Source organism: Halomonas sp. PA16-9 (assembly GCF_009728585.1).
GTDB classification, from domain to species: domain Bacteria; phylum Pseudomonadota; class Gammaproteobacteria; order Pseudomonadales; family Halomonadaceae; genus Vreelandella; species Vreelandella titanicae.
The window spans coordinates 1,436,871-1,462,914 of record NZ_CP040451.1; the positions used below are offsets into that span (position 1 = coordinate 1,436,871).

Below are 26,044 nucleotides of genomic sequence, written 5' to 3' on the forward strand. Positions count from 1 at the left end.
CCAGACTTCATGCGGGTTTGCGCGGTTGTGGTATCATTCATAGCTGTTCATATTTACAGTAGTTAAGCGGCGTTTTACATGGTTCGTTGGTACATATTTGGTACTTGAGCCGCTTTTGATTTGGTACATCTGAGAGGCAAGTATGGCAACGATTCGCAAGCGCCGTAAAAAGGACGGCAGTTTCTCATATACTGCCCATTTTAGCATTCCGAGAAAGGACCTTACGCTAAAGCCTGGGTTTAAGCAGTAAACACCGCATACACCATCTGCAGTGCCAGCCCCATCAGCATAAACGCGAATACTCGTTTGAGAAGTTTGACGGGCAGCCTATGCGCTAATTTTGCTCCGATGGGAGCCGTTAGGATACTGAAGGGCGCCATGAGCAGTAGCGCGGGCAGGTAAACGTAGCCGAGCGCTGCACTGGGCAGCCCTTGGGTAGACCATCCGTTGATTATGTAGCCAAGCGCCCCGGCAACCGCGATCGGCAGCCCTACGGCTGCTGAGGTGCCTATTGCGCGGGGTAGCTTGACGTTACACCAGGTGAGGAAGGGCACTGTTAGTGAGCCACCGCCAATGGCAACGAGCGCGGAAATGCCACCGATGCCCAGGCCCACACCGCTTACGCCGAGAGGGCCGGGTAAGCCGCGGCTCGGTTTGGGCTTGATGTTTGCCAGCATCTGGAGCGACATTAGCACCATAAAGCAGGCGAAAAAGATGGCAAGGCCGCGGGTGGGCAGCAGCGCAGCGATAAAGGTCGCCAAAAAGGTGCCGACTAATATGCCTGGGGTAATAAAGCGCACGATGTCCCAGCGAACGGCTCCGTGCCGGTGGTGGGAAAGCAGGCTAGCGGTAGAGGCGGGAATGATAGCCGCCATGGCGGTGCCTAAAGCCAAGTGGGCAAGGTGCTCGTGGGGCACGCCTTGGAGTACGAAAAGCGACGTCAGAATTGGCACCATAATGCCGCCGCCACCAATCCCCAATAAGCCCGCCATCAAGCCCACAAAACCGCCCAGTGCTATATAGGCCAACCACCAAATGATGTCCAAAGCCGCTGCTCCTAAAAGTGTCTTGTTAGCATGATAAGCATATTGTACCTGAAGCGGTGCCTGTCGCGGGGCCAATACAAGTATTCCACTGTGGTAGCGGCTATGCAGTGGTAAGCTGCTAGGAGTCTGTCAGACTGAATGCTGATCTACTGCAAATTCGTGTGCTTTTCGCGACGATCGGTCAAGCCTGACAGGCTCCGGGGCAATATTTTGGAGTGCGTATGCGCAATGTATTAAGCAGTGTTGGTGTGTTGATGATATCCGTTGCGCTACTGGCAGGCTGTGGCGAAACAGACGAGCCGAGTGAGTCGGTATCAACTGCAGAACAAACATCAGCCCCTGAGCCCACAGCTGCTGAGATAGACGTGGCTGTGGCAGAAGAGGTGGCGCCTCTTGTCGTCGAGATAATGGCGCATGTATCGCTGCGCAGTGATCGGCGTTTAATGGTGGAAGGTGAGAGCAACTTGCCCGATGAAACGCTGGTACAGATTATTGTCGAACGCGAGATCAGCAGCGTGCGTTGGCGTGAGCGGACGCGTATAGAGAATGGCGTGTTCGCAGCGGGACCATTTGGCCCTGGCAGTGGCTTACCCGATGGTGGCTATATAGTACAGGTTGAGGTTTCCGAAGGCAGTGTGCAGCCGGAAGCCGTTCAAGCGCGTATTGGCCACGAGGGCCAGCACCTGGCGGGAGAGCTGGTAAATCAATCCCGCCATGGGCTGGGCCAAGTGGCCACCTACTCACGACGCTTCTTGGTGGGGAGTGAGCCAAGGCAAACGCGTGACCAGGTGGAGGTGCTAGAGAGTCCGGGGAGGTAGACGCTTTAGGCAGGATGCCAATGGGCTAGCAGTACTGCATGAATCGATGTGTCGCTTGGGGCTTTGGCGAAGTGCTCAATGACGAAACGATCGTCGCGTTGCACTACATAGTGGCCCGCTTTGTGAAACACATGGGTCGGCCCGAGTAGCAGAAGGTCACCAGCATTAACGGGTGAAAAATCTGTACCTGGGCCGGGTGTTGCCATTACGCACGGTGCTTTCCAGTCGATGTTCAGCGGGAGGTGACTGGGCACTTTAATGGTCGTTGCCTGTACTTGTTCCCAGGGGAGGGGACCAGTATGGGTCAACGTTAATAGCTCGGGGGCGCTATCACCTTCCAATAGAGTTGCCAGGGAGCAGTCGAGTGCATCAGCGAGCGCCACAAGGCGTTCGTGACCGATCTGTTTGATCGCCCCAGATTCCCAATAAGAAATGGTGACATCTGACACGCCAACTTTGCGTGCGAGGGCAGCTTTGTTGAGCTTGGCCCTAAGCCGCAGTTGCTTGATACGTGAGCCTAGCGATTCCATTTCGTCTTCCTGATGATGAGCTAACAAGCTCGTTGAATGTCTTCCACTATAAATTTCTCTAATATAGCTAATATAGATAGTGGTGCTATGAACATACTTTATTGGTCTGTCTCAAGCTTGGGGTATGCACCCAAGATGTTGCTGCAGTGCCATACTAAGCGATTGTGCTTTAGCGCGCATTAGTGGACAAATAACGTTGAGTTAATTTCTCTGACGCTTTCTTGCGCTAGTCGTTCCCTGCGCGACGCTGTTGGTTGCGCCTAAGGTGCGTATAATATCGCCATGCATTTTTGCCAATAGGACGTTTTCATGACCGTACGTACTCGCATCGCACCTTCTCCCACAGGAGACCCCCACGTTGGTACGGCCTACATCGCGCTTTTTAACCTATGTTTTGCGCGTCAGCACGGTGGCCAATTCATTCTGCGTATTGAAGACACTGATCGGGTGCGCTCTACGCCTGAGTCGGAGCAGATGATTCTCGATTCACTGCGCTGGCTGGGTCTTGAATGGGATGAAGGCCCGGATGTTGGCGGCCCCCACGGCCCTTATCGGCAAAGCGAGCGTGGCGATATATATGCTCAATACGCCCAGCAGTTGTTGGATGCCGGGCATGCATTTAAGTGTTACCGCACCAGTGAAGAGCTTGATGAACTGCGTGAAACCCGCAAGGCTGCGGGCTTGCACCTGGCATTGAAGCCTGCTGATTTAGCATTGGATAGCCAGGAGCAAGCACGCCGTGAACAGGAAGGCTGGCCTTATGTAGTGCGTATGAATGTCCCCGCCGAAGGCGTTTGTGTGGTCAACGACATGCTGCGCGGAACGATTGAAGTGGAGTGGGCGCAGGTGGATGCGCAAATTCTGCTTAAATCAGACGGCATGCCCACTTATCACCTCGCCAATGTGGTCGACGATCATCTAATGGCGATTACCCATGTGTTGCGTGGAGAAGAGTGGATTAACTCCGCACCAAAGCACCAACTGCTGTATGAGTATTTTGGTTGGCAAATGCCGCAACTTTGTCACATGCCGCTGCTGCGCAACCCCGATAAATCCAAACTCTCTAAGCGCAAAAACCCGACCTCCATCAATTATTATCGTCGGATGGGCTTTTTACCCCAGGCCGTTACCAACTACTTGGGGCGGATGGGGTGGTCGATGCCCGATGAGCGCGAGAAATTCAGTCTACAAGAGATGATGGCGGAGTTTGACGTTCAGCGTGTCTCGTTAGGTGGCCCTGTATTTGATCTGGAGAAACTGACCTGGTTAAACGGTGTGTATATCCGTGAAGACCTGGATGATGATGCACTGTTGAGCGCGCTGCGCGACTGGGCCTTCAATGAAGCCTACGTTAAGCAGATACTGCCACAGGTGCGACCTCGGGTAGAGACGCTCTCCCAGGTAATGCCGTTGGCAGGGCACTTCTTCTCAGGCCTTCCGGTGCTAACAAAAGCGTCGTTTGATAGTGTGAAGCTTGAGGAAGAGGAACTGGTCAAACTGCTTCAGTTCCTTGTCTGGCGGTTCGAGGGTGTTTCGGCTTGGCATAAAGAGGCGCTGTTGAACGAGGTGAAAACGCTGGCTGAGCACTTTGACTTGAAAATGAAAGCCTTTCTGGCACCGGTGTTTATTGCCATTACCGGCAGCACGTCCAGCACCTCGGTTATGGATGCCATGGCGATTCTGGGTTCAGACGTTACCCGGGCACGCCTGCGTAGTGCGATAGAGGTATTGGGCGGCGTCTCGAAAAAGCAGGCAAAGCGCTTTGAAAAAGAATTTCGTGAGATCGCTTTGTGAAATAGTTTAGTAAAATCAGCGAACCGCGCTTGAGATAGCGTTAGCGCCAATTTCTTACCCTTAAGGAATTGGCGTTTTTGCTGTTGACGAAGGCCAGCGGAATCAGTATTATACGCTCCGTCTTCGCGACATGTGGGGCCTTAGCTCAGCTGGGAGAGCGCAACACTGGCAGTGTTGAGGTCAGCGGTTCGATCCCGCTAGGCTCCACCAATTAGTAGTACTTGTTATCAGTACGCTTTCGCGAAGCGGCTCGATATACGTCCCATTCGTCTAGTGGTCTAGGACACCGCCCTTTCACGGCGGTAACAGGGGTTCGAACCCCCTATGGGACGCCACTAATTCAGTATCCCTCCTAATCGTTTATTTCTCTGGCAATGAGTCTTCTCATTTGCTGGCTTTTTGTATTCCTGCCGTTCACAAAAGAGCTACAAATCGACAATTTTTGGACGATTTTGTGCTTGACTTGTCCACTTTTGCGATTCTAGTTTTAAGGTTGTGCACAACCCCTTGTTGTTGACGTAAAAAATCTTTAACAGAACTTAAATCGTTAAAAAACAGCAACTTATGTTAGGTTAAAAAATAACCAATTTAAGGCTGGCCCACTGCCCATGGCGATTTCGGGACGTTTTGAAGTGGTTGTGAACAGGGTTATCCACAGATAGTGTGGAAAACCTTGAGCAGGATCCAGAAGCAAAAAAGTCAAGCGATAATAGAGTCGAATTAGGCGTTTTTGAAGTCCTTCAATGTTGCATCCGGCTATCGCAGCGGCCTAGGCTCAGAAGGGGCGAGGGGGCTCTAAGGGGAGAGCTTGCTCAAGGCACCTGGTAGGTTAGTGAATGGTCGCGAGCGCATGTGGTGGTGCGTTGGGTCTATGCACCAGAGCGTTAATCAGCCCATACGCAAAAGGCCACCCGAAGGTGGCCTTTGATCGTACTGTCAAGCGGGGGTGGTTTATTTTTTCGGATAGTCACGCTGGTCGTGGCCAATATAGAGCTGGCGCGGACGACCGATTTTGTAGCTTTCGCTGAGCATTTCGTGCCAATGCGAGATCCAACCAATAGTGCGCGATACCGCGAAGATCACGGTGAACATATTGGTGGGGATACCCATGGCTTTCAAAATAATGCCTGAGTAGAAATCAACGTTCGGGTACAGCTTCCGCTCGATGAAGTACTCGTCTTCCAGGGCAATCTGCTCAAGACGCTTGGCGATTTTAAGCTGAGGGTCGTCGGCCATGCCGAGCTCTGCAAGTACTTCGTCGCAGGTCTCTTTCATTACCTTGGCGCGCGGGTCAAAGTTGCGATACACGCGGTGACCAAAGCCCATCAGCTTGAACGGGTCGTCCTTATCCTTGGCTTTATCAACAAAGCGCTGGATGTTCTCTTCGGAGTCTTCACCGATTTCGTCGAGCATCGCCAGCACGGCTTCGTTGGCGCCGCCGTGAGCGGGGCCCCAAAGTGCCGCGATACCTGCGCTAATACAAGCGAACGGGTTGGCGCCCGTGGAGCCTGCCAAGCGTACAGTCGAGGTAGAGGCGTTCTGCTCGTGATCCGCATGCAGCATGAAGATGCGATCCATGGCTTTCGCGTATACCGGGTTGATTTTGTACTCTTCGCAAGGATTGCTGAACATCATGTAGAGGAAGTTCTCTGCATAGGTCAGGTCGTTGCGTGGGTAGTTAAAGGGCTGACCCACATTATACTTATGGGACATTGCCGCCAGGGTAGGCATCTTGGCGATCAGGCGGATCGCGCTGATCACGCGATCTTCCTCTTGAGTGATGTCCATGTGGTCGTGGTAGAAGGCCGCTAAGCCGCCCACTACACCGCACAAAATAGACATCGGGTGGGCATCGCGGCGGAACCCTTTAAAGAAGTTGTTGATCTGATCGTGAACCATGGTGTGGTTACGAATGCGCGATTCAAAATCTGCGTACTGCTCGTCGCTGGGTAGTTCACCAAACAGCAGTGTGTAGCACACTTCTACGAAATTGGACTCTTTGGCCAGTTGATCAATCGGGTAGCCGCGGTGTAGCAGCACGCCCTTGCCGCCATCAATATAAGTGATGGCAGACTGGCAGGAAGAGGTGGCCATAAAGCCGGGGTCGTAGGTGAACAGGCCTTCAGCGCCTAAACCGCGTACGTCGATGACGTCGGGGCCAAGTGTGCCGGAATACATGGGTAGCTCGATCGGTTTATCCAGACCGTCTACCGTCAATGTCGCTTTCCTGTCAGCCATGCTGGCCTCCTTTCGAATTCGGGTTGGGACGTAAAGTCATTGCTGCGCATACCGCGCCGGCGAAAAGGCTTGCCCACTATAGAAGTGTGCGACATTTTGTCAATTAGCCTAAGCGCTAGCTGCAGGTTGTACAAATATTGTTGCTTTGAATAGTTTTTGTATGCGATGAAAAAGCCTACATTATGGCGAAGCGTCAGAAGATTGACGATAGGCTAACATGATATGTTAACAGGCTTATCAAATTGCTAATCTACTGTCACTATAACCATGCTGCAGCGCAAAATCGACTCAGGATGCGGACAATTTTCTTGCACCATAGTCGAGTTAGGGCTGAGTTCGGTTTGTAAGCGAGGGCGAAGGTTCTTATAATCCACGGCGCGCGACCGGCAGGTAGGTGGTCGTGCCCGACTTGGCAACGGCCGAGCCCCTTCCAGCAACCACCGCCCGCTCGGGCCATGCCCGACCTGTCGCAGAGCGGGCCAAGAGAGTGTGTACAAAGCCGTGAATAGCAAACGACCCGTAAACCTAGACCTTACTACGATACATTTCCCACTGCCGGCGCTGACGTCGATCACACACCGCATCACGGGTGTCATCCTGTTCGTTGGCCTGATTTTCGCTTTTTGGGCGCTGGGCAAGTCCTTGTCATCTCCTGCGGGTTTCGACGCCGTTAGCGATGCACTGGCCAATAATTTTTTGGCTAAGTTGATTGCTTGGGGGTTGTTATCCGCACTGGCATTCCACTTTGTAGCAGGTATCAAGCACCTGCTGATGGATGCCGATATTGGGGTAACCCTTGAGGGTGGCGTTAAAAAAGCGCAGATCACCGTCGTGGTCAGCGCTGTTCTGATTATTCTGGCAGGAGTTTGGGTATGGTAACTAACATTACAAGTTTTGGCCGTAGTGGGCTTTCTGACTGGCTGATGCAGCGCGTTTCTGCTGTTATTTTGGCCCTCTACACGGTCTTTATCGTTGCCTTTCTGCTGTTTAATCCGAACCTCGATTACTACACGTGGAGCGGTCTGTTCAGCCAGACGTGGATGCGGATTTTCTCGCTACTGGCGTTCGTCGCCTTAGCCGCACACGCCTGGATTGGTCTGTGGACCGTCACCACCGACTATCTCAAGTCCACTCGCCTGCGCGTGGGTGTCCAAGCTGTCATCATCTTGGGCATTTTCGTGTACTTGGTGTGGGGCATTCAAATTCTGTGGGGAGCTTGATTACATGTCTAATCTGCGTAGCCTGACGTTTGACGCCATTATTATTGGTGGCGGTGGCTCTGGCCTGCGAGCCGCTCTGGAGCTGGCGAAGTCCGGCAAAAAGACGGCCGTGTTATCGAAAGTTTTCCCGACCCGCTCTCACACCGTTTCTGCCCAGGGTGGTATTACCTGCGCGATTGCGTCCGATGACCCGAATGATGACTGGCGCTGGCATATGTACGACACCGTTAAAGGCGGCGATTATATCGCTGACCAGGACGCGGCGGAGTATATGTGTTCTGAAGGCCCGAAAGCGGTATTCGAGCTCGAGCATATGGGCTTGCCGTTCTCGCGTTTAGATAACGGTCGCATTTATCAGCGCCCGTTTGGCGGTCAGTCGAAGAACTTCGGTGAAGGTGGCCAGGCGGCTCGTACCTGTGCCGCTGCTGACCGTACCGGCCACGCGCTGTTGCACACCCTTTACCAGAATAATTTGAAGAACAATACCGTGTTCCTCAATGAGTGGTATGCGGTGGATTTAGTCAAAAATGCCAGCGGTGATGTGGTCGGCTGTATCGCCATGTGTATCGAGACGGGCGAAGTGGTTCACATTAAGTCCAAGGCCACAGTATTAGCTACTGGTGGTGCAGGCCGTATTTATGCTTCCACAACCAATGCGTTGATTAACACCGGTGACGGTATTGGCATGGCGCTGCGTGCGGGCTTCCCGATGCAAGACATGGAAATGTGGCAGTTCCACCCGACCGGTATTTACGGTGCGGGCACGCTGGTCACAGAAGGCTGCCGCGGTGAGGGTGGCTACCTGATCAACAAAGACGGCGAACGCTTTATGGAGCGTTATGCGCCGAATGCCAAAGATTTGGCGGGCCGTGACGTTGTCGCCCGTTCGATGGTCATGGAAATTCTGGAAGGTCGTGGCTGTGGCGAGAAGGGCGATCACGTCTTCTTGAAGCTTGATCACCTGGGTGAAGAAGTACTTGGTAAGCGCCTACCCGGTATCGTTGAGCTCTCCAAGACGTTTGCTCACATCGATCCGGCAAAAGACCCGATCCCGGTCGTACCGACCTGCCATTACATGATGGGCGGTATTCCGACCAATATTCATGGTCAGGCGATTACCATGGACGAAAGCGGTAACGATCATATCGTTAACGGCCTGTTTGCCTGTGGTGAAGCAGCGTGTGTTTCTGTTCACGGTGCTAACCGCTTGGGCGGTAACTCGCTACTTGATCTAGTGGTCTTCGGTCGTGCTGCAGGCATGTTTATTGAAGGCGCGCTGAACGAAGGCATTGAGTACCTGGACGCTTCCGAGTCTGACATTGAGTCGGCCATGAAGCGGATCACGCGCTGGAATGAGTCTGAGGGTGGTGAAAGCATTCCTGAGCTGAAAGCTGAGCTTCAGGAAATCATGCAGACCTCCTTCGGCGTATTCCGCGAAGAGAAAAACATGCTGGAAGGCGTCGACAAGCTAGCGCTGCTGCGCGAGCGCATCGCCAATGCCTACTTGCCTGACAAGTCCAATGCCTTCAACACTGCCCGTGTAGAAGCACTGGAACTTGATAACTTGATGGAAGTGGCTGAAGCGACGGCGATCGCTGCCCTAGAGCGTAAAGAGAGCCGCGGCGCCCACTCGCGTTACGACTATCCAGACCGTGATGACGTCAACTGGCTGAAGCACTCGCTCTTCTTCCCAGCGACGAAAGAGCTGAAAAAACGCGACGTTAACTTCAAGCCGAAAACCGTTGATACGTTCGAGCCTAAGGTTCGTACCTACTAAACGCCGCATAGACGAGAGGGAGTCACTATGTCCAATCTTCAGGTATCCGTATACCGCTACAATCCGGAAACCGACTCCGCACCTTACATGCAGGAGTTTCAGGTCGATACTAAAGGCCGCGATGTGATGGTGCTGGATGTTCTTCATATGATGAAGGAACAAGACAGCGGTTTGGCGTTTCGTCGCAGCTGCCGTGAAGGCGTCTGCGGTTCAGACGGCATGAACATGAACGGCAAAAACGGCTTGGCATGTATCACGCCGCTGTCAGACGTTGTCAAAAACAACAAGCTGACCCTGCGCCCGCTGCCGGGCCTGCCGGTTATTCGCGATATGGTCGTGGATATGGGGCTGTTCTATAAGCAGTACGAGCGTATTCAGCCGTACCTGCAGAACGATACGCCTGCACCGGCCATTGAGCGTCTGCAGTCGCCAGAAGAGCGCGACAAGCTAGATGGCTTGTATGAGTGTATTCTATGTGCATGCTGTTCAACGTCTTGCCCGTCGTTCTGGTGGAACCCCGAGAAGTTTGTCGGCCCGGCCGGTTTGCTGCAGTCTTACCGCTTCCTGGCCGATTCACGTGACACGGCTACCAGCGAACGGTTGAGCAACCTGGAAGATCCGTTCTCGGTGTTCCGTTGCCGTGGCATCATGAACTGTGTAGCGGTGTGCCCAAAAGGGCTCAACCCTACCCGGGCAATTGGTAAAATTCGCGAAATGTTACTCGCTGATGCTACCTAAGCCTATGACATCTTAGTAAAAAAGCGCCTGCCACTTAAGTTGGGTGATAATGCCACTTAAATCATGGCGCTTCGCTTGTTATCATAGGGTTTGTCAGGCGGTGCGGCGTCACGTCGCACCGCTGATCAGACAAGTTTGAAAGCCGGTGCCTGGGGTACCGGCTTTCGAGCATGAACTGAAGACGAAACATCGTATGACCGCTAGAAACACAGTATGACCGCTAGATGCGACATAAAGTGTGAGATGAAGAATAGCTAGACGAACAGGGTTTCCGGCCGTTGGCCGGCGCCGCCGGCAAATGTCCCGCCCCGCCGGCAGGGCAATAGCGATGTCGCCGCATGTTTGCGACGATACCGATACCACCCCATCAGTGCAGGGTGACCGAGAGATGCAACAAGGCATAATGGAGTTGATGTGGCGTTCCTCTCACGTTAGTGGCGGCAATGTTCACTACGTGGAAGCGCTTTACGAGCAGTACCTCGCCGATCCTGAGTCTGTCCCTGACGAATGGCGCAGCTATTTTGATGAGTTGCCGCGCCCCGAGGGCAGTGCCTCCCACGATGTTCCACTTAGCCCCGTGCGTGATCAGTTCTACCAGTTGGGGCGCGAAAGTCGCCCGGGCCGGGTAGTCGCCGCTGCCGATAGCGGTGAAAACAAAAAGCAGGTAAAAGTCCTGCAACTGATCAACGCTTACCGCTTCCGTGGCCATCAAAAGGCCAATATCGACCCGCTAGGGCTGCGTAATCCCACCCCCGTCCCCGATCTCGATCTGTCCTTTCATCAGCTTTCAAAAGCTGATCTGGATACCGAGTTCCAAACCGGTTCTTTCTTTTTAGGTATCGACAAAGCGCCACTGCGTGACATCGTAGATGCGTTGGAGCGTACTTACTGCCGCTCCATCGGCTGCGAGATCATGCATATCGTCGATACGGAAGAGAAACGCTGGCTACAACGGCGTTTTGAGTCGGTACGCAGTGCGCCTGATTTCAGTGCCGACGTGCGCAAGCACGTTGCTGGAGCGTTTGACGGCCGCCGAAGGTTTGGAGAATTACCTGGCATCCAAGTATCCAGGTACCAAGCGTTTCGGTCTTGAAGGCGGCGAATCGTTTGTGCCGATGATGGACGAGCTTATCCAGCGTGCTGGCGGTTATGGCACCAAGGAAGTGGTCATCGGTATGGCGCACCGTGGTCGACTCAATCTGCTAGTCAATATTCTGGGTAAAAACCCAGCTGACTTGATTGATGAGTTCGACGGCAAGAAAGTCATCGAGCGTGGCTCAGGTGATGTGAAGTACCACCAGGGTTTCAGTTCGAACGTCATGTCCCCGGGCGGCGAAGTCCATTTGGCGATGTCGTTTAACCCGTCGCACCTGGAAATTGTCGCGCCTGTCGTAGAGGGTTCGGTGCGTGCCCGCCAAGATCGCCGTAACGACGAAGAGGGCAGTAAAGTACTGCCGATCAACGTCCACGGTGATGCGGCGTTTGCCGGTCAAGGCGTGGTGATGGAGACATTCCAGATGTCTCAGACCCGTGCTTATAAAACCGGTGGCACCGTCCATATTGTGATTAACAACCAAGTGGGCTTCACCACCTCGCATCCGCTGGATGCACGCTCTACCGAATACTGCACTGATATTGCCAAGATGGTTCAAGCGCCTATTTTTCATGTCAATGGCGATGACCCGGACGCAGTGCTGCACGCCACCCAAGTCGCTCTCGACTATCGCCAGCAGTTCAAAAAAGATGTGGTGATCGATCTCGTTTGCTACCGTCGCCGTGGCCACAACGAAGCTGACGAGCCGTCAGGCACGCAGCCGATGATGTATTCCAAGATCAAAGATCACCCTTCTGCGCGCTCGCTGTACGCCAAGCGCTTGGTTGATCAGGGCGTGCTCTCTGAAGAGTCCGCTAAAGCGATGATCGAAACCTATCGTGATGACCTCGTGGCAGGCAACCACGTTGCCAATGCACTGGTGCAAGAGCCCAACGCTTCTCTGTTCGTTGACTGGGCGCCTTACCTGGGTCACGAATGGTCTGGTGATGCCGACACGACGTTTGATATGAAGCGTCTGCAGCAGTTAGCGGCTCGCATGTGTGAAGTGCCGGACGGCGTCGAAGTGCAGCGTCAGGTGGCCAAGATTTATGAAGACCGGCGTAAAATGCAGGCTGGTGGTTTGGCACTTAACTGGGGTTTTGCGGAAACACTAGCCTACGCCACGCTGCTAGAGCAGGGGCATCCGATCCGGATTACCGGGCAAGACGTTGGGCGCGGTACTTTCTCCCACCGTCATGCGGTGGTGCATAATCAGAAAGATGGCACTACCTATGTTCCGCTGCAGAATATGGCCGATGGTCAGCCGCGTTTCACCATTCATGACTCCTTCCTTTCGGAAGAAGCGGTGTTGGCATTTGAGTACGGCTACTCAACCACTGCGCCGAATGACTTGGTGATCTGGGAAGCTCAGTTTGGTGACTTCTTTAACGGCGCCCAGGTGGTCGTGGATCAGTTCATCTCGTCGGGTGAAACGAAGTGGGGCCGGGTGTGTGGTTTAACCATGCTGTTGCCACACGGCTACGAAGGCCAGGGCCCGGAGCACTCTTCGGCGCGTTTGGAGCGCTTCCTGCAAATGTGTGCTGAGCACAATATGCAGGTCTGCGTACCCACCACGCCCGCACAGATTTATCATCTACTGCGTCGTCAGGTGATTCGTCCGCTGCGCAAACCGCTGGTGGTGATGACACCTAAATCGCTGCTGCGTCATAAAGAAGCGATTTCGAGCCTTGAAGATCTCGCTCACGGTAAGTTCCACATGGTACTCGCCGACCAGGCAGATCTGGCGCCGAAGAAGGTCACACGCGTTGTGCTATGTGCTGGCAAGGTCTACTACGACTTAGCCGCTTGGCGCGCTGAGAATGAGCGTCATGACACGGCAGTTGTGCGTATTGAGCAGCTATACCCCTTCCCGAAAGAAGAGCTTCTGGAAGCGCTGCAAGACTATACCAACGTAGAAGATATTGTGTGGTGCCAGGAAGAGCCGCTTAATCAGGGCGCTTGGTACTCCAGCCAGCACAATATGCGTGCAGTGGCCGACATGCTGAAAGATGGCCTTGGTCGCGAGTTGAAATTTGCAGGACGTCCTGCCTCTGCTGCTCCAGCAGCTGGCTATATGTCCGTCCACACTGAACAGCAGCGCCAGCTGGTGGAAGACGCTTTTAATTTATAAGCGACCACCGGATTTAGAGAACATATAAGGGAAACGACATGGCTACTGAGATCAAAGCGCCAACCTTTCCGGAATCCGTTGCCGAAGGCACAGTGGCGGCGTGGCATAAAAAGCCGGGTGACAGCGTTGAGCGTGACGAGCTGATTGTTGAGATCGAAACCGACAAAGTGGTGCTGGAAGTCGTCGCACCGGAAGCGGGTACCCTGACGGACGTAATGGCCGAAGAGGGCGATACCGTTCAGTCAGAGCAGGTGCTAGGCAAAATCGGTGAAGGCAGCGCGTCTGGCAGCCAAAAAGAAGAGAAATCTTCTGGCGATGACAGCGCTGAAAAATCCGAAGAGAAATCTGAAGGTAAGAAAGAAGAGAAAAAAGCCAGCGGTGGCGGCAAGCAACACGACGTAAAAGCCCCCAGCTTCCCTGAGTCGATCCAGGAAGGCACCGTGGCGACCTGGCACAAAAAGGTCGGTGAAGCGGTCAAGCGCGATGACGTGCTGGCCGACATCGAAACCGATAAGGTTGTGCTGGAAGTGGTCGCTCCGGCCGATGGCGCCCTGGCTGAAATTAAAGCCGAAGAGGGTAGCCAGGTTGAATCTGAAGCGATTCTTGCGACCTTCACCGAAGGGGCCGGTGGCGACAGTGGAAGCGAAAGCGGTGGCGATTCAGCGTCCGCTAAAGCAGACAGCAGCGATGGCGATGGCGCCGACGAGAAAGTCGGTGACAAAATCCTCGCTCCGGCCGCACGTAAAATGGTTGCCGAGCATGACCTGGACGTTGCCAAGATTGAAGGCACCGGCAAAGGTGGCCGCATCTTGAAAGAAGACGTTCAGAAAGCGGTCAAAGACGGTTCTGCCAAGAAAGCAGCAAAATCGTCTGCACCAGCGAAAGCTGCCGCTGCACCAGCTGCCGAGGGTGAGCGCATCGAGAAGCGCGTACCGATGAGCCGTCTGCGTCAGACCATCGCCAAGCGCCTGGTTCAGGCGCAGCAAACCGCGGCGATGCTGACTACCTACAACGAAGTGGACATGACCGAGATCATGGCCCTCCGTGCGCAGTACAAAGAGACGTTCTTAAAAGCTCACGACATTAAGTTGGGCTTTATGGGCTTCTTTGTAAAAGCGGCTTCAGAAGCGCTCAAGCGGTTCCCGGACGTTAACGCCTCTATCGACGGCACCGACATCGTTTATCACGGTTATCAGGATATCGGCGTTGCGGTATCCACTGACCGTGGTTTGGTTGTACCGGTACTGCGTGACACCGACAGCATGAAAATCGCTGACGTCGAGCGCAAGATTGTCGACTTCGGCAAGCGTGGTCGTGACGGTAAGCTGGGCATGGACGACATGATCGGCGGCACCTTTACCATCACCAACGGCGGTACCTTTGGCTCGTTGATGTCGACTCCGATCATCAACCCGCCGCAAACTGCCATTCTGGGCATGCACAAAATCCAGGATCGTCCGATGGCCATCAACGGCAAGGTCGAGATTCGCCCGATGATGTATCTGGCGCTCTCTTATGACCACCGTATGATCGACGGCAAAGACGCCGTTCAATTCTTGGTCACCTTGAAAGAATTGCTGGAAGACCCGGCACGTCTACTGCTGGATATCTAAAAAAGCATAAGCGTCATATTGATTTAGTACGCTTCTGCTTAACCAGGATATATCTGCAATCGTACACAGCCTTCCGCCCGGTTCGAGTTAAAGCGGGCGGAAGGCCAGCAAGCTAGAGGAGCCAACATGGCTGATAAGTTTGATGTGATCGTTATTGGTGCCGGCCCTGGCGGTTACGTCGCCGCCATTCGTGCCGCACAGATGGGCCTAAAAACGGCCTGTGTCGAAAAATGGGTTAACAAGGAAGGTAAAACAGTTCACGGCGGCACTTGCCTAAACGTGGGCTGTATTCCCTCGAAGGCCTTGCTGGAAACCTCGCACAAGTTTGTTGAGGCCCGTGACCATTACGCCGAGATTGGTATTGAAATCAGCGATGTGTCAACGAACATTGCCAAGATGCTTGAGTTCAAGGATCAGGTCATCGCCAAGAACGTCGGCGGTATTAGCGCGTTGTTCAAAGCCAATGGTGTTACCGCCCTTGAAGGCACCGGCAAAGTAGTCGCGTCTAAGCAGGTCGAAGTTACTGGTCATGATGGTGAAAAAGCCACCTATGACGCTGACAACATTGTTATCGCAGCGGGCTCTGTGCCGGTTGAGATTCCACCGACCCCGATGACCGAAGGCTTGATCGTTGACTCTAGTGGTGCACTTGAATTTACCGAGGCACCTAAGCGTCTGGGTGTGATTGGGGCTGGCGTCATCGGTCTCGAACTGGGCAGTGTGTGGAGTCGCCTGGGCAGTGAAGTCACTATGCTTGAAGCCATGGACACCTTCCTGCCGATGGTGGATACCGCCATCGCCAAGGAGACCCAGAAGCTACTCAAGAAGCAGGGCCTGGATATCAAACTCGGCGCTCGTGTGACCGGTTCGGAAGTCAAAGGCGAAGAAGTCGTTGTGAAGTACAGCGATGCCAACGGCGAACAAGAGATGACCTTTGACAAGCTCATCGTTTGTGTTGGCCGTCGCCCCTACACCAAAGGCGTAATTGACGAAGGCGTTAGCGTTGAGTTGGATGAGCGTGGCTTTATCTTTGTCGATGACCAGTGCCGTACCAACGTCCCGGGCATTTATGCTATCGGCGACTGTGTACGCGGCCCGATGCTGGCGCATAAAGCCTCTGAAGAAGGCGTTATGGTGGCCGATATTATCGCTGGCCATAAGGCTGAGATGAATTATGACGCTATTCCTAGCGTGATCTATACCGCACCAGAAGTGGCTTGGGTCGGTATTAACGAGCAGGAAGCCAAGGCTGCTGGAATTGAGATTAAAACGGGTTCTTTCCCGTTTGCAGCTAACGGTAGGGCGCTCGCCAACAACGCTTCAGATGGCATGGCTAAGATCATCGCTGATGCGGAAACTGACCGCATTCTCGGTATGCACATTGTGGGTCAACACGCTGGCGAATTGATTGCCCAGGGTGTGATTGCCATGGAGTTCGGCTCCAGCGCTGAGGATTTGGCATTGACGTGTTATGCGCACCCAACGACTGCTGAAGCAATTCATGAAGCAGCGCTTGCGGTAGATGGTCACGCGATTCATATGGCCAATCGCAAGAAGCGTAAGTAATTTAGTTAAACAACGAAGCGCCACCTTTTAAGGGTGGCGCAAACTTTCGGCTTTGTCTTAATCTACAAAGATCGAAAGAACGGGGATGGCCAGTTTTTTAGAAACTGATCATCGTTCGAGTCACATGCAACCAATGGCATGAATCGATGAATCTTCACGAGTATCAAGGTAAACAGCTGTTTGCCGACTATGGTCTACCAGTGTCTAAAGGCTTTGCAGTCGACACGCCCGAAGAAGCGGAAGAGGCTTGCAAAAAAATCGGTGGTGACATGTGGGTGGTTAAAGCCCAGGTTCACGCCGGTGGCCGTGGTAAAGCGGGTGGCGTTAAGCTGATTAAAGACCCGGCTGAAGCCAAAACATTTGCAGAGCAGTGGCTGGGTAAAAACCTGGTAACCTTCCAGACTGACGAAAAAGGTCAGCCTGTTGCCAAGATTTTGGTTGAGACCTGCACTGACATCGCCGATGAGCTGTATCTCGGTGCCGTGGTTGACCGTACTACCCGTCGTGTGGTCTTCATGGCCTCCACCGAAGGTGGTGTCGAGATCGAGACGGTTGCAGAAGAGACGCCGGAAAAGATTCTCAAAGCCGAAATCGATCCGCTGGTCGGCGCGCAGCCGTACCAAGCGCGTGAGCTAGCCTTTGAGCTGGGCCTGAAGGGCGACCAGATCAAGCAGTTCACCAAGATTTTCCTGGGTCTGTCTCAGTTGTTCCACGACAAAGACCTGGCGCTGTTGGAAATTAACCCGCTGGTCGTCACTGAAGAAGGCAATCTGCACTGCCTCGACGCCAAACTGGGTCTGGATAGCAACGCTCTATACCGTCACCCTGACCTGCAGGCCATGCGTGACCCTTCGCAAGAAGATCAGCGTGAAGCCGATGCGGCGAAGTGGGAACTTAACTATGTCGCGCTTGATGGCAACATCGGCTGCATGGTTAACGGCGCAGGTTTGGCCATGGGCACCATGGACATCGTCAACCTGAGCGGCGGCAAGCCCGCTAACTTCTTGGACGTTGGTGGCGGCGCCACCAAGGAGCGCGTGGCAGAAGCGTTCAAAATCATCCTCTCTGACGACAATGTTAAAGCCGTACTGGTTAACATTTTCGGCGGTATCGTTCGTTGTGACATGATTGCTGAAGGCATTATCGGTGCCGTTGAGCAAGTGGGTGTCAACGTACCGGTTGTCGTACGTCTGGAAGGTAACAACGCCGAGCTGGGTGCTGAAAAACTAGCATCTAGCGGTTTGAACATCATCGCGGCTACCAGTCTGACCGACGCGGCTCAGCAGGTCGTTAAAGCGGCGGAGGGCAAGTAATGAGCATCCTGATCGATAAGAACACCAAGGTCATCTGCCAGGGCTTTACCGGTGGCCAAGGCACGTTCCACTCCGAGCAGGCGATTGCCTACGGTACGCAAATGGTCGGTGGTGTTACGCCGGGTAAAGGCGGCCAGGAGCACCTCGGTCTGCCCGTTTTCAACACGTGAAAGAAGCGGTAGCGAAACCGGCGCGGAAGCCAGCGTTATTTACGTACCGGCGCCGTTCTGTAAAGACTCGATTCTTGAAGCGGCGAATGCCGGTATCAAGCTGATTGTGTGCATCACTGAAGGCATCGCCACGCTAGACATGCTCGAAGCCAAAGTGAAGTGCGACGAACTGGGTGTACGTCTGATCGGCCCCAACTGCCCAGGTGTTATCACCCCAGGCGAATGCAAAATCGGCATCATGCCGGGTCACATTCACCAGCCGGGCCGTGTCGGTATCGTATCGCGCTCTGGTACCTGACCTATGAAGCCGTTAAGCAGACCACTGATCACGGTTTTGGTCAGTCTACCTGTGTGGGCATCGGCGGCGACCCGATTCCGGGCTCTAACTTCATCGACATCCTTGAGATGTTCGAGAAAGACCCGAAAACCGAAGCTATCGTCATGATCGCGAAATCGGTGGCACGGCTGAAGAAGAAGCGGCGGCTTACATCAAAGCCAACGTTTCCAAGCCCGTGGTTTCCTACATTGCCGGTGTTACTGCACCTCCTGGCAAGCGTATGGGCCACGCGGGCGCGATCATCTCTGGCGGTAAAGGCACCGCTGACGAGAAGTTTGCTGCTCTAGAAGACGCTGGTGTTAAAACCGTGCGCTCTTTGGCTGAAATCGGTGATGCGCTGAAAGAAGTGACTGGCTGGTAAGCCATTGACGTTTAGCTGCACGTTATAAGGGCGCCCCTCGGGGCGCCCTTATTCATTTCTGCACATTTAATGTTGTTCTGGCTAATGTTGCTATGGCGTCGGTGAGCGACGCAGCATGCGATAGCTATACAGTACAAAGAGCGGCGCGCCTGCCGCCAAATATAAATGGTAGCTGACCAACCGCCACACCAGTACCGCTGCTGCGGCCTGCTCGCGCTCCATCAACGTAACAACAGGCTTCCTACGCCCACCTCCGCAGCACCCGCGCCGCCGGGCAGAAAACTAAATTGGCTGGCTGCCATCGCCAGCATCTGGGTCAAGAATGTCCACATCCAGTCCGCATGGCCACCTACTCCCAGTACTGCCAAATAGAGCAAGCTGTAGCGCATGAGCAGTGCGCCGTCGTCAGCGCTAGCATGGTGATCAATATACTGCGCGGGAGCTTAAGGGTGACCTTTAACGCATGCCGACAGCGCAAGAGGCGCCGTACGAGCCAGCGTCGCTGATATCGGCTTGGCCATGGCGTGTTCACGCCGGGTGAACGCAATAGGCTGGGTAGATAACGCATTACGACAATCACCAGCGCTGCCATGAACGCTAATCCTACCAGTGCCCACTGCACGAGCGACTGATGTGGCCATTGGGTGTCGCTTAGCATTGAAAAGAGCACCAGGCCGCTCAGCATGGCCAGGAAGAACAGTAAATCGCAGCCTTGATCAATCAGGAACACCGCCGCGCCCTTGGCAGGCGGGAAACCGCGCCGCGCAAGCAACAAAACAGGGTTGCTGGGCCACCGCTGCCGCCTGGGTGGCGCACAGGGCAAACTTGGACGCCAGCTCGATACCAGCGCGCCGCGCTGGCCGAGCCTGCCCGCACGGCCACCCAGCATCAAAACGTAGCCTTGCTGCATTCAGGTTCCAGCACAGAAAGGCCATCACCAGCATCAATAACAGCAGCCCAAGTGGGAAGTGTTTGACGCGCTGCAGTGCTTCAGCGCCACCCAACCAAGCAGTGAGCACTAGCGGTGCAATCAGCGCTAAGGCAATCATCACACCATGGATGGGTCGCCACTTCAGTAGCTGACGGCGACTAGTGGTGTTGGTGGAGTGCATACGGTTGGCTACCGTGGCAAAGCTGCTGATAGTGCTCCAGCAGGGAATGCATGACACCATCCCAGTTGAAATGGCGCTCTACATGGCGGCGCGCATAGCGCCCACTGGCGGCGACATCATTACTGAACAGTGCACACACGCCTCCGCCATGGCAACGGGGTCGAGCGGTTTGCATAAAATACCCGCCCCCAGCGGCACGTTTTCTGCCAGCGCCCCTGCGTTCGCTGCTATTACTGGAATGCCGCTTGCCATCGCTTCCTGAGCAATTAAGCCGAAGGTTTCTCGGGTGCCCGCATGTAACAGCGCATCGCTACTGGCTAGCGCCTTCGCGACCTCGTGGGCGCCACAACAGCGATCAACGATGGTGACATTACTGGGTACGTGATGTGGCATGCCGGGCCCCATCAGCAGCAAATGGTAATCGCTGCCTAGCTGACGCATCGTCGTAAGCAGCACATCAATATTTTTCTCGGGAATTGCGGCCCACAAAGATCAGCAGCTTTTTGTCGCTGGGTATACCCATGGTTTGGCGAAACGCAGAGTCACACTGCTGGGGATTGAATTGCGCCAATCGACGCCCAATGGCTGAACGCGAACGTTATTGACGCCCCAGTCATTCAGTCGATTCGCCATGCGTTACAGGGTGCCAGCACGCTATCAAACTGGCTATAAAGCGTCGTGACATAGTGGGTTAAGCGTTTCTCAACGTAGCGCCCAAAGCGATCACCCATCAGGCGCGGAAGATCAGAGTGATAAAAGCCCACCACAGGCACGCCGAGGCGTTGCCCCGCATCGAGCGCCGCCCAGGCCGTTACATAGGGGTCGCCAGCCTCTATCAGATCGGGCTTCAGATCAATCAGTGCATCACGCCACGGAGAACCGCGTAGCGGAAAGCGGTAACTTGCCAAAGGAAGGTGTAACGCCGGTAGCGTGTGGTGGTCGCCAAGACTATCCGCTCCGCCCCCGGCACCAGCAGGCTGGTGCGCAGCTGTGGAATACGCGAGAAAAACACGGTGTTTGGCCTGCAAATAGGTACGACACCGCCGCTGGCGGGGGCATGAAACATCGTCACATCGCAATGTGCAAGCTAACCTCCAACCCCAAAGAGTGTCATCGTTTCACCATAAAGGAGAAATAAGTCAGTTCAGAGACAACGGAGCCCGTTTGTGTCTATGTGGCAGGGCTCTCGGCAGGCGCCACCATGGCGACCACTTGGCGATGATCTACCCCGATATCTTTGCGGCGGTAGGCGTGCACTCTGGGCTGCTCCACGGCGTGGTCAAGAGTTTCCCCGATGCCTTGGGGGTCATGCAGGGAGGCACAGGGCCCTCGCTGGCGGTAACAAAGCAAAAGGAGCCGGGTGGGCGTCGGATGTGCCAGCGATTATGTTTCATGGCGAACCGCGACACCACCGTGCTCCCCCGCAACGCGGATCGCGTGGCCGCCCAGTACAGCACATCGCGTCAAGCAGGAGCGACGGTAGTGCAAGGCAACGTTCCAAGGCCGCGGCTACACCTGTACCACCCACCGTGATGCTTCGGGTAAGCCATGCTTAGAGCAGTGGCGTATCCATGGGGGCATGGCTTGGTCAGGAGGTAGCAAAAAGGGCAGCTATACCGACCCTCAAGGCCCTGACGCTGACCGGGAAATGCTGCGGTTCTTCTGTCAGCATCGGCAGATAGTGTCATAGAACTGGCCGATATCTGCTCAGGTTATGTCTAGTCTGTCATTAAGTTAGCGCAGGTGAGACGCGCTGGTATAGTAGATACTCTTTGATTATGTATAAAAGTTGACAATAGTTTGCAAAGGTTGAGTTACAGTTTTCATTCTTGTTGCCTAAAATCCTAGCTCTTTCACTTGTTAGGATTTGGCAATGCTTTCACGGTTCAAGATCGGTACACGGCTCGCACTGGCTTTTGGCTTGGTCTCGCTATTTCTTTGGGCACTTTAATAGCGGGAATTATGGGCATCACCTTCACCAAGGATACTGCCCAAAAAAACCTTGGACACGGACGTAGCACTCGCAAGCAATGCCGCAGAAATTCAGCGGCTGGCATTGCAAGCGCGGCGTTTGAAAAAGATATCTTCATCAATATCGACAGTAGTGATCGGGTAGCGGCTTACCAGCAAAGTTGGACGGCGACCATCGAAGCAATACAGGCCGCCTTCCAGGCGGGTAGCCAAATTGCCGATAAGGATAGCCTCGATGCTTTGTACCAACAGGCAGGAAGAGCCCTCCAGGGGTATGAAGAGGGTTTTTTGTCAGTCTATCGCCAATTGAACTAGGCAGTATTACCGAAACCTCTCAAGCCAATCTGGCTTTCGGTGAGCATAAAGAGAGTATCTACCAGCTTGAGGAGTTGGCTGATGAAATTAGCCTAGTGGCTGCTGAAGGGGTCAAGACGGCTAACGAGGCGATAAATGCCGAGTATCGTTTGGCTATTTGGCAGCTTTGTATTTTCGCGGGGGTGGCGTTGTTGATGGCGCTGGCAATTGCTATTACGCGTAGCATTGTATTGCCTTTGCGGGAGAGCGGTTGAGGTTGCTAGGCGCGTTGCGGAAGGAGATTTGCGACACGATATCGTACCACAGGACGTGATGAAACGGCTCAGTTATTAACCTCCATGGCCGAAATGAGTAAAGAGCTCACTACCTTGGTCGCATCACTACGTGACTCTAGCGAGAATGTCTTGAACGGAGCCAATGAAATTGCCCAAGGTGGGCAGGAGCTCGCCGCTCGTACTGAGCAGCAAGCAGCTGCCTTGCAGGAGACGGCTTCAGTATGGAGGAGATGACGGCAACGGTTCGCCAGAATAGTGATTCAACCAAAGAGGCTGATACGCTGGCCCATAATGCTTCGCAACAGATGCAAAGCAGTGGTGAAGAAGTTTCCCGAAGTGTGGAATTAATGCGCGAAGTGACAGCCGCATCGCTAAGCATGGATAAGATCGTTGAGGCCATCGATACGATTGCTTTCAAAACCAATATCCTGGCTTTAAACGCCTCCGTTGAGCGGCGCGTGCTGGTGATAAAGGCCGTGGATTTGCAGTGGTCGCTACAGAAGTTCGTGCGCTAGCAAGCCGCAGTGCCGCTTCAGCAGGTGAGATTCGTAGTATGCTCGACGATACGCGTAGCAAAATAAAGCTATGTTCTGACCAAGCGGAGCGAGGCGCTGCGACCATAGGTGAGACGGAAGCGGTGATCCAGCGCCTCGCTATGCTGATGGTCGAGGTCTCTCTGCCACTCGGGAGCAAAGCAGTGGTATTGAGCAGATCAATACTGCTATTACTGAAATGGATTCTACCACTCAGCAAAACAGCACCTTGGTTCAGCAGTCGACTAATGCAGCATTTTCCCTGGAAGATCAGGCTGGGCGACTTCGCGAGCTGGTAGCTGCCTTTCAAATAGATGAAGCTGTTGTGAAAAAAGCAACAGAGTACAAGCCTGCAATGGCCTTATCCTCGGCTGCAAGACAAGCAGAGTTCTAATAATCTGATAACAACAGTGGCGCCTCAAAGGCGCTGCTGCTTTTTAATGGGCTAATAAAGTTTTTCACTAGGTTGTGCCATCAGGAAGTGGTCCTCTTCGCGCAGCGAACTGACAAGCGTATAACACTCTAATTCTTCGGTCTGGGTACGCTCTTTTTTGTCATCAATCACTCCTCTGCCGTAGTCAATGGGAACAAACACCACTGGCATCAACGCCGAGGCTTTATCATAGGCTGGGTGAGCTGCTAGTAAGACTGATTGATGGCAGATTTTATAAAAAGTATATAGAGAAATAAAAAGCAATGTTTGAAAAAAGCACTCTTTTTTTTGCTTTATTACATGAAAAAAAAGTACTGCAGACTAGATTTTTAACCCGCCTCTATTCTTGACAGTAAAAGCGGTGTCACTTATCTTTAAAATGTAATCTTTGGTAATTTTATGTTTTTATTGTAATGTGTATGGGTGTGTGGCTTTTCATGAGGGCTACCGGAAGAAATTTAATTATAAAGATCATAGTACATTGATTTTTAATACATTAAAAATCTAGTGCAGGAGTGTAGTGTTGTTAGTTTACATGTGATTTTTACTTATATAAGCAGTAGTATATTGTCCGGCTTAAGTGTTTCTGATTGGGAAGTGGCAATTTTTTTATTGCTTTAAGGTATCCTTGTGTTACCTGCTATACACTTTTTAGTCCAGAAATATGCAATGCAACAAGTAGGCATGAATAAAAACATCGGAATTAAATAAGCTTGAAAATAAGAGCGTAGGGAAACTCGTTTAATTGACGATAATGGCGAGGTGGTATTTTGAAAATCTTGGTCATAGGGAACATGGGCTATGTTGGCTCCGTTGTGGTGCGGGAGCTAGCCTTACGTCACCCATCCGCCACTCTTCATGGGTATGACACTGCCTACTTCGCACACTGTTTGACGAATGCCGAACTTCTTCCTGAGTGCTATCTCGACCAGCAGTTTATGGGGGATGTGCGAGATATTCCGGCTGATTTTTTTGAGGTTATACGGCTGTAGTTCAACTGGCGGCGATTTCCAATGACCCCATGGGAGACCGTTTCGCCGCAGTGACAGCTGAGGTCAATCAGCAGGCGACGGTGAGATTGCCAAGGCAGCGGCTCAGGGGGGTAGAAAACTTCGTTTTTGCCTCAAGTTGCAGCATTTATGGCATCGCTTTAGGGGCTCCGCGCAGTGAGTTGGATCCCGTGGCTCCCGTTACCGCCTATGCCTGCTCGAAAATAGCAGCTGAAGAAGCGTTAGCCGGCATTGGGGGCGACATGGTGATTACCAGTTTACGCTTTGCGACTGCTTGCGGAATGTCAGAGCGTTTACGGCTGGATCTGGTGCTCAATGATTTCGTTGCCTGTGCCCTAAGTCAGCAGCATATTACCGTGCTTAGCGATGGGTCTCCCTGGCGGCCCTTGATCGACGTCTCCGATATGGCCATAGCTGTCGATTGGGCAGTACAGCGCAAACCTGAAAGCGGCGGACGCATACTCAATATCAATACCGGATCGAACGAACGCAATCATCAAGTGCGAGACTTAGCCACTGCAGTGGCCAAAGCCGTTCCCGGCACCACGCTGAGTATCAATACCCAAGCCCCGGCGGACAGTCGCTCCTACCAAGTGGATTTCAGCCTGTTTGCCAAGTTGGCACCTGAGCACCAACCACAAATGACGCTAATAGATTCGATCATGGGATTGATCAATGGGCTCAAAAGCATGGAGTTTTCCGATACCCAGTTCCGAGCCTCGCGCTATATGCGTCTGCATGCGCTGCAGGCACATATCACTGCGCGCCGTCTATCTGAAAACCTGCGCTGGCAAATGTGTGATGCAGTCACCCCGAGTGCTTTGTCTGCTGCTACCCACATTAACCTTGAGGCCTGAAACGGAGGCTAGACTATGAAAGTCGCAATTTTCGCGGGAGGGTTCGGAACGCGCTTAAGTGAAGAAACAGCCATTCGCCCCAAGCCCATGGTGGAAGTGGGTGGTCGGCCGATCCTTTGGCATATCATGAAGATGTACGCCCATCATGGCTTAAAGGAGTTTATCGTCCTGGGTGGCTATAAGGTGGAGTACATCCGTGACTATTTCCTCAATTATCGCGGCAATCGAACCGATTACACCATCGATCTGAAGACAGGTAACGTCGACTGGCTTCAGAGCGTTAATGATGATTGGAAAATCACTGTGCTGGATACAGGCGCCGATGCCATGACCGGAGGGCGTCTCAAGAAGGCAATGTCTCTCCTGGCAGATGAGCCTTTCTGTTTGACCTATGGCGATGGGTTGAGTGATCTGAATATCAATGCCTTGATCGACTCACATCTGGCCTCGAAAAATTGGTGCACCCTGACGGCAGTAACGCAGCCGGGCCGCTACGGTGCCCTGCGTTTGAAAGAGGGCAACAGCCAGGTAGAGGGCTTTCGTGAAAAGGGCGAAATAGATGGAGGGCTGATCAATGGCGGCTTCTTCGTCTGTAATCCGGAAGTGTTCGAGACGATCGACGATAGCCAGACCGTATGGGAAAACGAGCCCATGAACCGGATGATCGAGCTGGGGAAATTGGGCTACTTCCATCATAACGGGTACTGGCAAAGCATGGATACGCTGAGAGACAGAATGGTACTCGAGACCGCCTGGGCAGAAGGCGCCCCCTGGAAGCTCTGGAAGGAATGAA

At 53.4% G+C, this 26,044-nt stretch carries 23 protein-coding genes, 2 tRNA genes and 3 pseudogenes; 20 read left to right on the plus strand and 8 right to left on the minus strand.

The annotated features are described in order from the left end of the window. Positions 1 to 239: 239 nt before the first annotated feature. Entirely contained in the window at positions 240 to 1,046 is an 807-nt protein-coding gene (locus FDY98_RS06695) for a sulfite exporter TauE/SafE family protein (RefSeq protein WP_027959721.1), read from the minus strand. Positions 1,047 to 1,267: 221 nt separating this feature from the next. Between FDY98_RS06695 and FDY98_RS06700 the strand changes: the two genes are divergently transcribed. Further along, positions 1,268 to 1,864 (plus strand): hypothetical protein, encoded by a 597-nt coding sequence (locus FDY98_RS06700; RefSeq protein ID WP_027959720.1) that lies wholly within the window; start codon positions 1,268 to 1,270, stop codon positions 1,862 to 1,864. Between the two features lie 5 nt (positions 1,865 to 1,869). On the opposite strand, the gene FDY98_RS06705 is transcribed toward FDY98_RS06700, so the two are convergent. Then, a complete protein-coding gene (locus tag FDY98_RS06705) occupies positions 1,870 to 2,394 on the minus strand; it encodes a helix-turn-helix domain-containing protein (RefSeq protein ID WP_027959719.1) in 525 nt (174 codons plus the stop codon). 309 nt (positions 2,395 to 2,703) lie between these two features. On the opposite strand from FDY98_RS06705, the gene gltX reads away from it, so the two are divergent. The 3 genes from gltX to FDY98_RS06720 all read left to right on the plus strand — a co-directional run bounded on the left by gltX (position 2,704) and on the right by FDY98_RS06720 (position 4,523). Further along, positions 2,704 to 4,188 carry a glutamate--tRNA ligase gene (gene gltX, locus FDY98_RS06710; protein ID WP_027959718.1) on the plus strand — a complete coding sequence of 495 codons (1,485 nt, stop codon included), beginning with the start codon at positions 2,704 to 2,706 and terminating at the stop codon, positions 4,186 to 4,188. 134 nt (positions 4,189 to 4,322) lie between these two features. Then, positions 4,323 to 4,398, plus strand: a tRNA-Ala gene (locus FDY98_RS06715). Between the two features lie 49 nt (positions 4,399 to 4,447). Next, positions 4,448 to 4,523: transfer RNA gene (locus FDY98_RS06720), tRNA-Glu, on the plus strand. A 616-nt stretch (positions 4,524 to 5,139) separates the two neighbouring features. Here the strand turns inward: FDY98_RS06720 and gltA are convergent. Then, positions 5,140 to 6,426 (minus strand): citrate synthase, encoded by a 1,287-nt coding sequence (gene gltA, locus FDY98_RS06725; protein WP_027959717.1) that lies wholly within the window; start codon positions 6,424 to 6,426, stop codon positions 5,140 to 5,142. Between the two features lie 501 nt (positions 6,427 to 6,927). Here gltA and sdhC point away from each other — a divergent pair. The 9 genes and pseudogenes from sdhC (at position 6,928) to sucD (ending at position 18,745) form a co-directional block, all read left to right on the plus strand. Further along, complete coding sequence (gene sdhC, locus FDY98_RS06730) at positions 6,928 to 7,305, plus strand: succinate dehydrogenase, cytochrome b556 subunit (protein ID WP_196518187.1); 378 nt, start codon at positions 6,928 to 6,930, stop codon at positions 7,303 to 7,305. Continuing rightward, positions 7,299 to 7,646 (plus strand): succinate dehydrogenase, hydrophobic membrane anchor protein, encoded by a 348-nt coding sequence (gene sdhD / locus FDY98_RS06735; RefSeq protein ID WP_022520469.1) that lies wholly within the window; start codon positions 7,299 to 7,301, stop codon positions 7,644 to 7,646. Before sdhC ends, sdhD begins: the two co-directional genes overlap by 7 nt. 4 nt (positions 7,647 to 7,650) lie before the next feature. Then, positions 7,651 to 9,423: a succinate dehydrogenase flavoprotein subunit gene (gene sdhA / locus FDY98_RS06740; RefSeq protein WP_022520468.1), complete on the plus strand. Its 1,773-nt coding sequence runs from the start codon at positions 7,651 to 7,653 to the stop codon at positions 9,421 to 9,423. A 27-nt stretch (positions 9,424 to 9,450) separates the two neighbouring features. Further along, entirely contained in the window at positions 9,451 to 10,161 is a 711-nt protein-coding gene (locus tag FDY98_RS06745) for a succinate dehydrogenase iron-sulfur subunit (RefSeq protein WP_009287296.1), read from the plus strand. A gap of 388 nt (positions 10,162 to 10,549) precedes the next feature. Further along, positions 10,550 to 13,385 (plus strand): annotated as a pseudogene (locus FDY98_RS06750) (2-oxoglutarate dehydrogenase E1 component). A gap of 38 nt (positions 13,386 to 13,423) precedes the next feature. After that, positions 13,424 to 14,998: a 2-oxoglutarate dehydrogenase complex dihydrolipoyllysine-residue succinyltransferase gene (gene odhB / locus FDY98_RS06755; protein ID WP_027959715.1), complete on the plus strand. Its 1,575-nt coding sequence runs from the start codon at positions 13,424 to 13,426 to the stop codon at positions 14,996 to 14,998. Between the two features lie 126 nt (positions 14,999 to 15,124). Next, the gene (gene lpdA / locus FDY98_RS06760) at positions 15,125 to 16,564 is read left to right on the plus strand and encodes a dihydrolipoyl dehydrogenase (protein ID WP_022520465.1); all 1,440 of its coding nucleotides are present in this window, start codon (positions 15,125 to 15,127) and stop codon (positions 16,562 to 16,564) included. 146 nt (positions 16,565 to 16,710) lie between these two features. After that, positions 16,711 to 17,877, plus strand: a complete 1,167-nt coding sequence (sucC, locus tag FDY98_RS06765; RefSeq protein WP_009287299.1) for an ADP-forming succinate--CoA ligase subunit beta — start codon at positions 16,711 to 16,713, stop codon at positions 17,875 to 17,877. After that, positions 17,877 to 18,745, plus strand: a pseudogene (gene sucD, locus FDY98_RS06770) (succinate--CoA ligase subunit alpha). The gene sucC and the pseudogene sucD overlap by 1 nt, the downstream one beginning before the upstream one ends. A gap of 90 nt (positions 18,746 to 18,835) precedes the next feature. Here the strand turns inward: sucD and FDY98_RS27265 are convergent. From FDY98_RS27265 to FDY98_RS27285, 5 genes are all read right to left on the minus strand, one after another. Continuing rightward, entirely contained in the window at positions 18,836 to 18,970 is a 135-nt protein-coding gene (locus FDY98_RS27265; protein ID WP_340146795.1) for a hypothetical protein, read from the minus strand. Then, on the minus strand, positions 18,967 to 19,134 hold the full coding sequence (locus tag FDY98_RS27270) for a hypothetical protein (protein ID WP_340146796.1): 168 nt from the start codon (positions 19,132 to 19,134) through the stop codon (positions 18,967 to 18,969). Before FDY98_RS27270 ends, FDY98_RS27265 begins: the two co-directional genes overlap by 4 nt. Before the next feature lie 327 nt (positions 19,135 to 19,461). After that, positions 19,462 to 19,857 (minus strand): hypothetical protein, encoded by a 396-nt coding sequence (locus FDY98_RS27275; RefSeq protein ID WP_340146797.1) that lies wholly within the window; start codon positions 19,855 to 19,857, stop codon positions 19,462 to 19,464. A 78-nt stretch (positions 19,858 to 19,935) separates the two neighbouring features. Continuing rightward, the gene (locus FDY98_RS27280; RefSeq protein ID WP_340146798.1) at positions 19,936 to 20,346 is read right to left on the minus strand and encodes a glycosyltransferase; all 411 of its coding nucleotides are present in this window, start codon (positions 20,344 to 20,346) and stop codon (positions 19,936 to 19,938) included. Between the two features lie 128 nt (positions 20,347 to 20,474). Further along, a complete protein-coding gene (locus FDY98_RS27285) occupies positions 20,475 to 20,885 on the minus strand; it encodes a glycosyltransferase (protein WP_340146799.1) in 411 nt (136 codons plus the stop codon). 52 nt (positions 20,886 to 20,937) lie between these two features. On the opposite strand from FDY98_RS27285, the gene FDY98_RS06785 reads away from it, so the two are divergent. The 7 genes and pseudogenes from FDY98_RS06785 (at position 20,938) to rfbF (ending at position 26,043) form a co-directional block, all read left to right on the plus strand. Next, complete coding sequence (locus FDY98_RS06785) at positions 20,938 to 21,390, plus strand: PHB depolymerase family esterase (RefSeq protein WP_155705728.1); 453 nt, start codon at positions 20,938 to 20,940, stop codon at positions 21,388 to 21,390. Positions 21,391 to 21,819: 429 nt separating this feature from the next. Further along, a complete protein-coding gene (locus FDY98_RS27290) occupies positions 21,820 to 22,143 on the plus strand; it encodes a hypothetical protein (protein WP_340146801.1) in 324 nt (107 codons plus the stop codon). 74 nt (positions 22,144 to 22,217) lie between these two features. After that, the gene (locus FDY98_RS27295; RefSeq protein WP_340146802.1) at positions 22,218 to 22,397 is read left to right on the plus strand and encodes a hypothetical protein; all 180 of its coding nucleotides are present in this window, start codon (positions 22,218 to 22,220) and stop codon (positions 22,395 to 22,397) included. Positions 22,398 to 22,723: 326 nt separating this feature from the next. Then, positions 22,724 to 23,034, plus strand: a pseudogene (locus FDY98_RS27300) (methyl-accepting chemotaxis protein); the annotation flags it as partial. A gap of 116 nt (positions 23,035 to 23,150) precedes the next feature. Continuing rightward, on the plus strand, positions 23,151 to 23,345 hold the full coding sequence (locus tag FDY98_RS27305) for a hypothetical protein (protein WP_340146908.1): 195 nt from the start codon (positions 23,151 to 23,153) through the stop codon (positions 23,343 to 23,345). A 1,060-nt stretch (positions 23,346 to 24,405) separates the two neighbouring features. After that, a complete protein-coding gene (locus FDY98_RS06795; RefSeq protein ID WP_196518190.1) occupies positions 24,406 to 25,251 on the plus strand; it encodes an NAD-dependent epimerase/dehydratase family protein in 846 nt (281 codons plus the stop codon). 15 nt (positions 25,252 to 25,266) lie between these two features. Further along, positions 25,267 to 26,043 (plus strand): glucose-1-phosphate cytidylyltransferase, encoded by a 777-nt coding sequence (gene rfbF, locus FDY98_RS06800; RefSeq protein ID WP_009287302.1) that lies wholly within the window; start codon positions 25,267 to 25,269, stop codon positions 26,041 to 26,043. Position 26,044 lies beyond the last annotated feature (1 nt).

Bases quoted from the DNA above. Each gene is read 5' to 3' on its own strand.
- FDY98_RS06700 (WP_027959720.1), top strand. From the start codon at position 1,268: ATGCGCAATGTATTAAGCAGTGTTGGTGTGTTGATGATATCCGTTGCG.
- FDY98_RS06705 (WP_027959719.1), bottom strand. From the start codon at position 2,394: ATGGAATCGCTAGGCTCACGTATCAAGCAACTGCGGCTTAGGGCCAAG.
- gltX (WP_027959718.1), top strand. From the start codon at position 2,704: ATGACCGTACGTACTCGCATCGCACCTTCTCCCACAGGAGACCCCCAC.
- gltA (WP_027959717.1), bottom strand. From the start codon at position 6,426: ATGGCTGACAGGAAAGCGACATTGACGGTAGACGGTCTGGATAAACCG.
- sdhD (WP_022520469.1), top strand. From the start codon at position 7,299: ATGGTAACTAACATTACAAGTTTTGGCCGTAGTGGGCTTTCTGACTGG.
- sdhA (WP_022520468.1), top strand. From the start codon at position 7,651: ATGTCTAATCTGCGTAGCCTGACGTTTGACGCCATTATTATTGGTGGC.
- FDY98_RS06745 (WP_009287296.1), top strand. From the start codon at position 9,451: ATGTCCAATCTTCAGGTATCCGTATACCGCTACAATCCGGAAACCGAC.
- odhB (WP_027959715.1), top strand. From the start codon at position 13,424: ATGGCTACTGAGATCAAAGCGCCAACCTTTCCGGAATCCGTTGCCGAA.
- lpdA (WP_022520465.1), top strand. From the start codon at position 15,125: ATGGCTGATAAGTTTGATGTGATCGTTATTGGTGCCGGCCCTGGCGGT.
- sucC (WP_009287299.1), top strand. From the start codon at position 16,711: ATGAATCTTCACGAGTATCAAGGTAAACAGCTGTTTGCCGACTATGGT.
- FDY98_RS27270 (WP_340146796.1), bottom strand. From the start codon at position 19,134: ATGCGCTACAGCTTGCTCTATTTGGCAGTACTGGGAGTAGGTGGCCAT.
- FDY98_RS27275 (WP_340146797.1), bottom strand. From the start codon at position 19,857: ATGCACTCCACCAACACCACTAGTCGCCGTCAGCTACTGAAGTGGCGA.
- FDY98_RS27290 (WP_340146801.1), top strand. From the start codon at position 21,820: ATGGGCATCACCTTCACCAAGGATACTGCCCAAAAAAACCTTGGACAC.
- FDY98_RS27305 (WP_340146908.1), top strand. From the start codon at position 23,151: ATGGATTCTACCACTCAGCAAAACAGCACCTTGGTTCAGCAGTCGACT.
- FDY98_RS06795 (WP_196518190.1), top strand. From the start codon at position 24,406: ATGGGAGACCGTTTCGCCGCAGTGACAGCTGAGGTCAATCAGCAGGCG.
- rfbF (WP_009287302.1), top strand. From the start codon at position 25,267: ATGAAAGTCGCAATTTTCGCGGGAGGGTTCGGAACGCGCTTAAGTGAA.